General features: G+C 65.7%; 12 protein-coding genes and 1 other RNA gene. 5 read left to right on the top strand and 8 right to left on the bottom strand.

All coding sequences use genetic code 11. The features are described from left to right. From rimM to AAG799_RS20210, 6 genes are all read right to left on the bottom strand, one after another. Positions 1-314, bottom strand: a 314-nt coding sequence (rimM, locus tag AAG799_RS20235; protein ID WP_341898698.1) for a ribosome maturation factor RimM, incomplete at its 3' end; no start/stop codon positions are given. 3 nt (positions 315-317) lie between these two features. Then, positions 318-692, bottom strand: coding sequence for a 30S ribosomal protein S16 (gene rpsP, locus AAG799_RS20230; RefSeq protein ID WP_341898697.1), 375 nt, complete (start codon positions 690-692; stop codon positions 318-320). A 55-nt stretch (positions 693-747) separates the two neighbouring features. Next, a complete protein-coding gene (gene ffh, locus AAG799_RS20225) occupies positions 748-2,133 on the bottom strand; it encodes a signal recognition particle protein (protein ID WP_341898695.1) in 1,386 nt (461 codons plus the stop codon). 278 nt (positions 2,134-2,411) lie between these two features. Continuing rightward, positions 2,412-2,786, bottom strand: a complete 375-nt coding sequence (locus AAG799_RS20220; RefSeq protein ID WP_341898694.1) for a response regulator — start codon at positions 2,784-2,786, stop codon at positions 2,412-2,414. A gap of 9 nt (positions 2,787-2,795) precedes the next feature. Then, on the bottom strand, positions 2,796-3,713 hold the full coding sequence (locus tag AAG799_RS20215) for a DUF3108 domain-containing protein (RefSeq protein WP_341898693.1): 918 nt from the start codon (positions 3,711-3,713) through the stop codon (positions 2,796-2,798). Positions 3,714-3,843: 130 nt separating this feature from the next. Next, positions 3,844-4,389, bottom strand: a complete 546-nt coding sequence (locus AAG799_RS20210; RefSeq protein WP_341898691.1) for a hypothetical protein — start codon at positions 4,387-4,389, stop codon at positions 3,844-3,846. A 142-nt stretch (positions 4,390-4,531) separates the two neighbouring features. On the opposite strand from AAG799_RS20210, the gene AAG799_RS20205 reads away from it, so the two are divergent. The 4 genes from AAG799_RS20205 to AAG799_RS20190 are packed head-to-tail and all read left to right on the top strand — an operon-like array spanning position 4,532 to position 9,201. Beyond that, positions 4,532-6,763 (top strand): ATP-binding protein, encoded by a 2,232-nt coding sequence (locus AAG799_RS20205; RefSeq protein ID WP_341898689.1) that lies wholly within the window; start codon positions 4,532-4,534, stop codon positions 6,761-6,763. Then, positions 6,760-7,152, top strand: coding sequence for a response regulator (locus AAG799_RS20200; RefSeq protein WP_341898687.1), 393 nt, complete (start codon positions 6,760-6,762; stop codon positions 7,150-7,152). The genes AAG799_RS20205 and AAG799_RS20200 overlap by 4 nt, the downstream gene beginning before the upstream one ends. A 46-nt stretch (positions 7,153-7,198) precedes the next feature. After that, positions 7,199-8,191, top strand: a complete 993-nt coding sequence (gene meaB / locus AAG799_RS20195) for a methylmalonyl Co-A mutase-associated GTPase MeaB (protein ID WP_341898685.1) — start codon at positions 7,199-7,201, stop codon at positions 8,189-8,191. Further along, on the top strand, positions 8,191-9,201 hold the full coding sequence (locus AAG799_RS20190) for an alpha/beta fold hydrolase (RefSeq protein WP_341898684.1): 1,011 nt from the start codon (positions 8,191-8,193) through the stop codon (positions 9,199-9,201). The genes meaB and AAG799_RS20190 overlap by 1 nt, the downstream gene beginning before the upstream one ends. On the opposite strand, the gene AAG799_RS20185 is transcribed toward AAG799_RS20190, so the two are convergent. Together AAG799_RS20185 and nudC are read right to left on the bottom strand one after the other, a co-directional pair. Beyond that, positions 9,198-9,614 carry a DOPA 4,5-dioxygenase family protein gene (locus AAG799_RS20185; protein ID WP_341898699.1) on the bottom strand — a complete coding sequence of 139 codons (417 nt, stop codon included), beginning with the start codon at positions 9,612-9,614 and terminating at the stop codon, positions 9,198-9,200. The genes AAG799_RS20190 and AAG799_RS20185 overlap by 4 nt on opposite strands. Beyond that, a complete protein-coding gene (gene nudC / locus AAG799_RS20180; protein WP_341898683.1) occupies positions 9,614-10,624 on the bottom strand; it encodes an NAD(+) diphosphatase in 1,011 nt (336 codons plus the stop codon). The genes AAG799_RS20185 and nudC overlap by 1 nt, the downstream gene beginning before the upstream one ends. A gap of 139 nt (positions 10,625-10,763) precedes the next feature. Here nudC and ffs point away from each other — a divergent pair. Beyond that, positions 10,764-10,862: signal recognition particle sRNA small type (ffs, locus tag AAG799_RS20175), an RNA gene on the top strand. Positions 10,863-10,994 lie beyond the last annotated feature (132 nt).

Below are 10,994 nucleotides of genomic sequence, written 5' to 3'. Positions count from 1 at the left end.
GTCAGGCCCACCAGATCGGCGAAGTAGAACTCGCCATCGCCGGCCTGGGGCAGGGCAGCGCGCTGGACATACAGCTCGGTGCCCTTCATCGCCTCGGCCGCATTGCGGTCCTCGACGCCCTTGATACGCGCAATCACGACGTCACCTTTCGACAGGCGCAGCACCTTCAGCGGATAGGTCTTCGTCGCACCGGCATCCTGCAGGGGACCATAATCCCCCAGCGATTCCGGGTCGGCGGTAAAGGTTTTCACCTTCACCTCGCCGCGGACGCCCTGCGCGCCGATGATGACCCCCAGCAGAAGAGTGCTGCTCATGCCTTAACTGGCAGCGGCTTCTTCAGCCGGCTTCTCGGCAGCGGCCTTGGCAGCTTCCTCAGCAGCCTTGATGCGCTCCTGGGCCTTCGCCTTCGGCTTGCCCTTTTCCGGGTTGTTGCCGTGCGCCCACTTCACCAGGCCGGCCTTGTCGAAGAAACGGGCGACGCGGTCGGACGGGGTTGCACCCTGGCTCAGCCAGTACTTGCAACGCTCGACGTCGAGCTGCACGCGCTCGCGGTCCTTCGGCAGCATCGGATCATAGGAACCGATCTTCTCGATGAAACGGCCATCGCGCGGGCTGCGCGAGTCGGCAACGACGATGCGGTAATAGGGACGCTTCTTGGCGCCACCGCGGGTCATGCGGATCTTAACGGACATGGTCTTCCTTTCTTCGAACTGTTGAAACTCTGAATACCTGAATACGCAAACTCTATCAGTGCAGCTTGGGCATGCCGGGCATCCCCGGCAGCATTGAGCCCATGCTGCGCATGAAACCTTTCTGCCCCAGCTTCGACATGCGCTTCATCATGTCGGCCATCTGCAGATGCTGCTTCAGCAGCTTGTTGACGTCCTGCACCGAAGTACCCGAGCCCGCCGCGATACGCTTCTTGCGCGAGGCGTGGATCACCTTGGGATTCGTGCGTTCGTCCCTGGTCATCGAGCCGATGATGGCTTCCTGACGCTTGAGCACGCTTTCATCGACATTGGCAGCCGCCATCTGCTGCTTCACCTTGCCCACGCCGGGCAGCAGGTTCATCACGCCCGACATGCCGCCCATCTTGCGCAGCTGCTTCAGCTGGCTGGCCATGTCGTTGAGGTCGAACTGGCCCTTCTGCACGCGGGCAGCCAGCCGTTCGGCCTCTTCCTTTTCGATCGTCTCGGCGGCTTTTTCCACCAGCGACACGATGTCGCCCATGCCGAGGATACGCTGCGCGATACGGGCCGGATGGAACGGCTCGATGGCATCGACCTTTTCGCCGACGCCGATCAGCTTGATCGGCTTGCCGGTGACGGCGCGCATCGAAAGGGCCGCACCGCCGCGGCCATCGCCATCCACGCGGGTCAGCACGATACCGGTGACGCCGACACGCTCGTTGAAGCTTTTCGCGACATTCACCGCGTCCTGGCCAGTCAACGAGTCGGCCACCAGCAGCGTCTCATGCGGCTGGACGGCGTCGCGCACGGCAGCCACTTCCAGCATCAGGGTTTCGTCGATATGCAGACGGCCGGCGGTATCCAGCATCAGCACGTCATAGCCGCCGAGCTTGGCGGCCTGCAGCGCGCGCTTGGCGATATCGACCGGCATCTGGCCGGCGACGACCGGCAGCACCGGGATATTGTTCTGCTCGCCCAGAATCTTCAGCTGTTCCTGCGCAGCGGGGCGATAGACGTCGAGCGACGCCATCAGCACCTTCTTGCGCTCCTTGGTCATCAGGCGCAGCGCGATCTTCGCCGTGCTGGTGGTCTTGCCCGAACCCTGCAGGCCGACCATCAGCACGGGCACCGGCGGCACGGCATTCAGGTTGATGCCCGACTCATCCTCAGTACCGGCCTCGCCGCCCAGCATCTCGACGAGATGGTCGTGGACGATCTTGATGACCATCTGGCCCGGCGTCACCGAGCGCAGCACATCCTGGCCGACGGCCTTGGACTTCACGCCATCGATGAAGGCCTTCACGACGGGCAGGGCCACGTCGGCTTCCAGCAGGGCGACGCGAACCTCGCGCAGCGCTTCCGAGACATCAGACTCCGACAGCGCGCCGCGCTTGCGCAGCCGCTCGAAGACTTCCCCCAGTTTGCCGCTCAGAGATTCGAACATGCCGACCCTGAAAAACCTCTCAAAAGGTCCAAAACGAAACGACGCCCGTGCGCGACACTCGCGGACGGACGGCGGTCCTCGGACCGGATTGCTTCCAAAGCTTCAGAAAGCGGGCGGAATAAAGCCTTTCGGGGCGGGGAAGTCAAGGCGGGAGGCCCGCCGGGCCTCCCGCCGCAGCCCCCGGACTTGATCCGGGGGCCTCAGCCAGAATGGAGAAAGATGCCCGGGTCAAGCCCGGGCAGGACTAAATCCATATTTATATTATATGAATCAAATACTTAGTTTATAAATCGCCGCAAAGTCTCGACCAGCTTGCGGGGGTCGAGCGGCTTGACCAGCACCTCGTTCATCCCGCTGGACAGGCATTCCCGCCGCACCTCGATCCCGTCGGCGGCCGTGATGGCGATGATCGGCACCTTCATGCCGCGCGGGCCGCAGGCCAGGCGGATTTCCTGGGTGGCCTTGATGCCGTTGAGCCCGGGCATGCGGATATCCATCAGGATGGCGGCGATCTCGGGCAATTCGATGAACAGGTTGATGGCATCGCGGCCATCCTGGGCGAAGACCGGTTCATAGCCCAGCGCGGTCAGCAGCTTTTCAAACACTGCCTGTCCGCTGGTGGCGTCGTCGGCAACCAGGATTTTGCGAGCCATTGTGTGGGTTCAGTTCGTGCTGTCGCGGGGGAGTTCGGTGCGGATGAAGCCGACCGGCTCGAGCCAGGTGCGGCCATTGAGGGACGCGCTGCTGATCCAGGTGCTGGCGCTGGCAAAGCGCGAGCTGCCCTCCATCTGCACCGGCAGCCAGGCATCGAAACCGGCCGGCTGCACCAGCCAGACATAGGTGGGCTGCTCGTCCTTGGCGCTCCATTCGGCCAGGTATTTGCGGGTATAGCCGGCCACCGGTTCCAGCTTCACCATGCATTTGAAGGCTGGCCCGCTATAGGCCGTGCGGTTATGCGGCTTCACGACATCCGGCCCCAGCGGCGTGAAATGCATGTTGTAGCGCCGCCGGCCATCATAGATCGCCTCGCTGCCCTCGCAGGGCGGTGTCGCGCCGCCACGCAGCACCCGCGACACCATCGCCGTGGTCGGGTCCAGCGTGTCGCGCTTCAGCAGGTCGGGCACCTCTTCGCGGTCATCCTCGTCATTGGGCGGAGACACTTCGGCGACCGGCAGGCCATCGGCGCCCCAGACCATGCGCGTCACCCGCTTCGACCAGGTGCCATCGCTGTCGGTGGTGTAGCGCACCGGCAGCAGGCGGCCATCCTGGGCCACACGTGCGGCCGACAGGCCGGTCATGGTCATGCGCATCGCCCAGTCCAGCATGCCGGCGGTACGCATGCCGATCTCGACCTGCAGGTCATCGGCATTGCGCTGCATGGTCAGGCGCATTTCCATGCCCTTGCTGCCCAGCGCGTAGAGGCCGAAATCGATGGTGGCGCGCTGCAGGCTTTCGCCTGGGGGGCTGGCATGTGGAACGGGGAGGACGCTGGCAAGCATCGGCGCCGGGGTCTGTGCCTGCAGGGGCAGTGCGGGCACGAACAGCAGCGGCAGGATCACGGATGTAACCAGCTTGCGCATAACTGCAATTTTAAGCCTGTATCGCGACTTTTCCGAGGCGTATTTTCGCGCGGGAATACGGCAAATTCGGCCGTAGGCGGAGAGCCGGGGCCGGTTTGTGCCCGGCCCGGGACGTCAGGGCAAGCCGGACTCAGGCGTCGGTGGTGCTGAGTTCGCGACCCACGGCCAGCCGCAGGCCGCGCAGCAGGTCTTCGCCCGCCCGGCCCATATCGGGGCGGGTTTCGGCCCGGCGGAGCGCATAGAGCGCGTCGATCAGCAGGCCGATCAGATCCAGATGGCGTGCCTCGGCCGGCAGGGCCCGGCGCAGCGACTGGCTCAGCAGCGTGATGCCGCTGGCCATCAGCGCCCAGCGATTGGCTGCTGCCGCCTCGGCGAGGGCATCGCAATCCTGCTGCGCATCACTGAGGAACAGCAGGGCGGACACGGCGTCTTCGCGCGCCTTGGCAAAGCGGCCGCGCATCAGGTCGATGCGTGCGGCCACGGCCGCGGAATCGAAGGCGATGGGCGGCGTGACAGCTGGCTCGGCGGAACCCTGGGATGCCGCCGTCGCCCGCGCAGTGCGCGACAGGTCGGCGCGGGCCTGTTCCAGCCGCGCGGCCGCAGTGCTGCGATCCGTGCGGGGCTGTGCCGGCAGGAAGGAGTCGGGCGCGCTGTGGTCGTCGGGCCGATTCGCCATGGGTGATACCGGAATACGAATCCCGGGGAGTCCCTGTCAATCACAGACTACCCGATTCGCCGTATTTCATGTCCGGATTGCACTTTTTGGTTGTAATTCATTGGCGTCACCGACCGCCCTTTGCTAGCGTCGGCCCGATAGCATGGGGGCACGCCTGGAACCGGACGCTGCATCATCCGCGTCAAAAGATACCGCGCGCGGCGGTTTCGCCCGCGCCGTGGACTTTTTCGTGCCGCCTGCCGTGCTGCGCGAGGGCGATCCGCGCAAGCTGCATCGCTATCGCAGCATCGTGCAGCTCAGCCTCTCGGTCTGTATCGCGCTGCTGCTGATCCCGCCCTATCTGCTGATCCGCTCGGGGCTGACCGGCTGGGAGATCGCCGGCTTCATCTCGATGATCGGCGGGCCGTTGCTTGGCGCCCTGCTGATCCGCGTCACCGGCAATATCGCGCTCGCCATCGGCTTCATGGCGCTGAACGGCGGCGTGGGCAACACCATCCTCACGCTCGGCACCGGCGGCCTGGCCTCGTCTTTCGCGCTGTTCAGCGTGCTAGGCCTGGCACTCACCATGCTGACCAGCAGTGTCCGGGTGATCGCCTGGGTCGCCGCCATGGCCTCGCTCAATTTCATCGTACTGCTGGCCTGCCACCTGCTCCATCTTGTGCCGGCCTTCGAGGTGCCGCGGCAGGAGCAGATCCTGCTGCATTTCCTCTGTCTGATGTTTGCCGTGCTGCTGATGACGCGTTCGGCGATCGCCGCGCTTGCTGCCCGCACCAAGTCCAAGCGGGCGCTGCAGGATGCCAGGCTGCAGGCCGAGGCCGCCACCAAGGCGAAGTCGGAATTCCTTGCCATGATGAGCCATGAAATCCGCACGCCGATGAATGGCGTGCTCGGCCTCACCCGCCTGCTGCTGAAGACGCCGCTGGATGCCGAGCAGCGCAACCTCGCCGGCACCGTCCTGCAGTCGGGCGAAAGCCTGCTCGGCATTCTCAACGACATTCTCGATTTCTCGAAACTGGAATCGGGCCGTATCGACCTGGAGGAGATCGACTTCGACCTGCCGGCCCAGATTGTCGCCGCCATCGCGCTGCTGGGCTCGCGCGCCGGCGAGAAGGGTATCGCGCTGCGCGACCGTTTCGGCCCCGATGTGCCGCAATTCCTGCGCGGCGATCCCAACCGCCTGCGCCAGGTGCTGCTCAACCTGCTGTCCAATGCGGTCAAGTTCACCGAACGCGGCCATGTCGAGATCGCGGTGCTGCGCGAACCGGGCGGCGACGATGGCAGGATGGCGCTGCGGTTCGAGGTGCGCGACACCGGCATCGGCATCGCGCCCGACCAGCGCGACCGCCTGTTCGCGCATTTCTCGCAGGCCGATTCTTCCATCACGCGGCGTTTCGGCGGCACCGGGCTTGGCCTGGCAATCTGCCGCGCACTGGTGCAGGCGATGGGTGGCGAGATCGGCGTCGACAGCGTACCCGGCGCGGGCAGCGTCTTCTGGTTCCGCCTGACGCTGGCCGAGGGCGTGCAGCCTGTCGAGCGCGGCCCGGCCGTGGACCTGGCACCGCTGCCGCGCCTGCGCATCCTGATCGCCGAGGACAATCCGGTGAACCAGCGCGTCATCACCGGCCTGCTGACATCGGGCGGCCATGACATCACCCTGGTGGAAGACGGCCAGGCGGCGCTTGATGCGGTGATGCAGCAGGCATTCGACCTGCTGCTGACCGATGTGCATATGCCGGTGATGGACGGCATCGCTGCCACCCGGGCGATCCGCGCCCTGCCGGCGCCGCGCGGCCAGATCAGCATCATCGCGGTGACCTCCAGCATGAGCGTGGAAGGCGTGCGCAACTGCCTGAATGCCGGCATGAACGATTTCGTCGGCAAGCCGATCAACCCCGAGGCCCTCGACCTGGCGATCCGCCGCGCGCTCGGCCTGCTGGCCGAGGATGCCGGAGCGCCCAGTGCGGTGCTGGAGGATGAGGACAGGCGCGACAGCGGCCCGGTGGTCGATCCGCAGGCGCTGCAGGCGCTGGCCGATGGTGTCGGGCTGCAGGGCCTGGCCGAACTGATCGACCTGTTCTTCGTGATGATGCCCGAGCAGCAGGCCGAGCTGCACCGCGCCCATGCCGCCGGCGACTGGGCCCGGCTGGCAACGCGGGCGCACAGCCTGCGCGGCCCCGGCGGCAGCCTGGGGCTCAACCGCCTGCAACAGACCGCGCGCCGGGTCGAGGTGGCGGCGCGCAGCGGCGATCTCACTGCGCTCGGCCCGCTGATGACCAGCCTGGATGCCGAGCTGCGCAGCGGCTGCGAATGGCTGGCCAGCCGGCGCGCCGATCTGGAACAGTTCGCCCCGGCAGCCAGTGGTGTCGCATCATGACCGCCTTCAAGGATCTCTGGGTGCTGCTGGTGGAGGACGATTCCTATTCCCAGCGCCTGACCCAGATGATGCTCAAGCAGTTCGGTGTCGACCGGCTCGACCTCGCCGCCGATGGCGCCGCGGCCATTGAGCTGTTCACCGAAAAGCGCGGCCATTACGACCTGATCATTTCCGACTGGAACATGCCCAATGTCAGCGGGCTGGACCTGCTCAAGCATGTGCGGGTCAGCGGCACCAAGGCGCGCTTCCTGATGCTGACCAGCAATGCCGGCAAGGAATTCGTGCTCACCGCCCGCCAGCATCAGGTCGATGCCTATATCGCCAAGCCCTTCTCGGCGGCGCAGCTGCATCAGAAGATTGCCGCCCTGTTCAATATCAAGGCCTTCTAGGGCACTGCCTGTGGCATCGGCGCCAAGGCTTCGCTAAGGTCGCGCCATGTCCGCGCGTCGCAGCACCGATCCCGCCCAGCTTGCCGAGCAGCTGCTCAGCCACGACCGCCGCGCGCTCGCCCGGGCCATCACGCTGGTCGAGTCGCGCCATGCGCAGGATCGCGCCGCCGCCGAAACGCTGCTGCAGGCAATCCTGCCGGCGACCGGCAAGGCGATCCGGCTCGGCATTTCCGGCACGCCGGGCGTGGGCAAATCCAGCTTCATCGAACGCTTCGGCCTGTTCCTCACTGGGCAGGGCAAAAAGGTTGCGGTGCTCGCCATCGATCCGTCCTCCACCTTGTCGGGTGGTTCGATCCTCGGCGACAAGACCCGCATGGAACAGCTCGGCCGCGACGCCAATGCCTTCATCCGGCCATCGCCCTCGGGCGGGTCGCTCGGCGGCGTGGCGCGGCGCACGCGCGAGGCCATGCTGCTCTGTGAGGCCGCCGGCTTCGATGTCGTGCTGGTGGAAACCGTCGGCGTCGGCCAGTCGGAAACCACGGTGGCCGAAATGGTCGACATGTTCCTGCTGCTGCTGGCGCCGGGTGGCGGCGACGATCTGCAGGGGATCAAGCGCGGCATCATGGAATTGGCCGATCTGGTCATCATCAACAAGGCCGATGGCGACCTGCTGCCCAAGGCGCGGCTGGCAGCCGCCGATTACCGCATGGCCCTGCATCTGATGCGGCCGCGCCATACCGAATGGCAGCCGCAGGTGCAGATGGTCTCGGCGCTGCTGAATGAGGGCATCGACACGGTCTGGGCCACGATTGAAGATTTCCGCAGCAAGCTCGACGCCGCCGGCACCTTCCAGGCCCAGCGCCGGCACCAGGCCGAAGGCTGGCTGCTGCGCGAATTGCAGGATGGCCTGCTTGACTGGCTGCGCCACGATCCCGCCATTGCCGGTGAGCTGCCGAAACTTCAGAAGGCGGTCGGCGCCGGCAAGACCACGCCGGCGGCAGCCGCACGCAAAATCCTCTCCATGTTGGGAAAACACTGATGACCTGGGCGACAGCGGCCGGACGTTTCGATCTCGGCGATCTCAAGACCCAGTCGGGCGAGACCATCACATCCGCCTTCATCAGCTGGAAGACCCATGGCACGCTGAATGCCGCGCGCGACAATGTGGTGCTCTATCCCACCAGCTATTCGGCGCAGCACCCCGATCTCGAATGGCTGATCGGGCCCGATGGCGTGCTCGATCCGCAGCAGTGGTTCATCGTCATCCCCGACATGTTCGGCAACGGGCTGTCCTCCAGCCCGTCCAACACGCCGGACTATCCGGTTCTCGTCACCGCCCATGACAACGTGGCGGCGCAGCGGCGCCTGCTGCAACAGCAGTTCGGCATCGACAGGCTGCATGCCGTCTATGGCTGGTCGATGGGCGCACAGCAGGCCTATCACTGGGCGGCCGATTTCCCCGATGCCGTGCAGCGCATCGTGGTCAATTGCGGCAGCGCGCGCACGGCAGTTCACAACAAAATCTTCCTCGCCAGCCTGATGGCCACGCTGGAAGCAGCACCCGAGCATACCGGCAACGGGCGGTTCAGTGCGCCGCCGAAAGCCGCGATCCGCGCCTTCGGCCGCATTTATGCCAGCTGGGCGCTCAGCCAGGATTTCTACCGCGCCAATCTGCATGTCACGGCATTGAAGGCGCCGGATCTGGAAACCTACTATCGCACCGACTGGGAAGAGCGTTACGCGCGGCGCAACGCGGCTGATCTTTATGCGCAGCTGCGCACCTGGGATGCCGGCGATATCAGCAGCCTGCTCTATGGCGGCGACCTGACCAAGGCGCTGCAGGCGATCAAAGCCAAGGTGCTGCTGATGCCGGGCGCGACCGATCTGTATTTCCGCGTCGCCGACAACGAAGCCGAACTGCCGCTGCTGCAATCGGCCGAGCTTAAGCCGATCCCCAGCATCTGGGGCCATCGCGCCGGCAATCCGGCGCTGAACCCGCCGGATGCGGAATTCATCAAGCAGAATGTGCGGCGCTGGCTGGCGGCTTAAGCCTTCAGCGTCGGCTCTGTATTCGGCCTGATCGGGTCGATCAGGCTGTCATGCGTCTCGATCCGGCGCGGCAGCATCGCGCCATTGATCGCCAGCGCCGCGCCCAGCCACAGCGCATGCACCAGATGGTCGTCATGGGGGCTCAGCGTGTTGGGATGCACCAGCACGCTTAAGCCCTGCCGGTTGATCATCAGCCAGGGCACGATCTGCGGAAACACATCGACGGCAAAGGCGATCTGGTACATCGGCCGGCTATGCGGCCCCACCAGTGCGTCATGCCAGCGGCCGAGCTGAACGCTGAAACGCTCGGCGACGCGCTCCCTGATCCAGGCGGCCGTCTCGCGCTCCGCCGCGCCGTCGAAATAGACATGCGCGTGATAGCTGTCGATCTCGGCCAGCAGATGCGGCTGCATCACGCCCCGGCCAGCCACCGCTTGGCAATTTGATGTGCGAGACTCAGCGGCGGCGGCATCCACGGCGGATCGTCGGGGCTGGTCTCGGTCGTCGGCAGGCGCTGCTTGCCGCGCTCCAGCATGGCGGCCGCTTCTGTGCGGCTGAACCAGCGCGCGTCTTCCAGCTCGTCATGGTCCACGGTGATCTCGGCATCCAGCGCCTCGGCAATGCAGCCGATCATCAGCGAGGAGGGGAAGGGCCAGGGCTGCGAGATCAGGTAGCGCACCGCACCGGTGATCACGCCGGATTCTTCCATGATCTCGCGGCGCACGGCTTCCTCGATGCTTTCGCCCGGCTCCATGAAACCGGCCAGCGCCGAATACATGCCCGGCGCCATGCGGCCCTGCCGGCCGAGCAGCACCATATCTTCGCCGGTCTTTGCGTCACGCCGCACCGCCAGCATGATGACGACGGGGTCGGTGCGCGGGAAATGCGAGGCATTGCACGACAGGCTGGTGCAGCGGCGCACATAGCCGGCCTCGCCCATCTCGGTGGCGCTGCCGCACTGGGCGCAGAAACCGTGGCGCTGGTGCCAGTCCACCAGGCTGCGCGCCTGGGCCAGGATCGCCGCTTCCTCGGGCGTCAGCTGGGCGGCAATCGAGCGCACATCGATGAATTTCACGCTCTCGCCATGCAGCGCGGCGGTGCTGTCGTCCTTGTCGCCATCCAGCGCAAAATGCGGGATGTCGTCTTCATCCAGGCCGAGGAAAATGCAGGGTAGCGCCGCATGGGCATCGGCCCAGGCGGTATCCAGCCAGTGGATGGCGGCGGGCTTGTGGCTGATATCCACCAGGGCCTTCAGCTCGCGCAGCACCAGGAAGCGGGCCTCGGCATGGCGGCGCTGGGCGGCCAGCCAGTCGGGCTTGCGGCGCGGATTGCCGGCGCGGTCGAGATGGGAGCCGGTGAAGCCCACCGGGCGCTCACGCTTGGCTGGCGCGGGGGACGATGTCGGATTGTCAGGGCTAAGCATGCCGAAACGCTGTCATATCCGGCCCGCCCCGTCCATTGCCCGGGATTGTGAAATTCGGCCCCCGAATCGCCCCCGAATCGCCAAGGAATCAACCGTCCTACCCATTGAAAACCGATGGCCGATGCTTGATATAAGGCCCGGGAGGTTGGCGGCGGACGAGCGCCTCGCCAACCCGGTCAGGTCCGGAAGGAAGCAGCCGTAACGAGTTTCCGTTCGGGTCGTTGTTCAGCCTCCCACCTCTTTAAATTCCGCCCAGCGCACGGCATGGTACACGGATGAATCAGCCGGCGCCCTATCGCGTTCTCGCGCGCAAATATCGCCCCAGCAACTTCGCCGAGATGATCGGCCAGGATGCGCTGGTTCGCACCCT

Origin of the sequence: Ferrovibrio terrae (assembly GCF_943371255.1) — a bacterium.
Lineage (GTDB): Bacteria > Pseudomonadota > Alphaproteobacteria > Ferrovibrionales > Ferrovibrionaceae > Ferrovibrio > Ferrovibrio terrae_B.
Note: the sequence above shows the minus strand (reverse complement) of the source record. Positions and strands in the feature narration are given on the sequence as shown.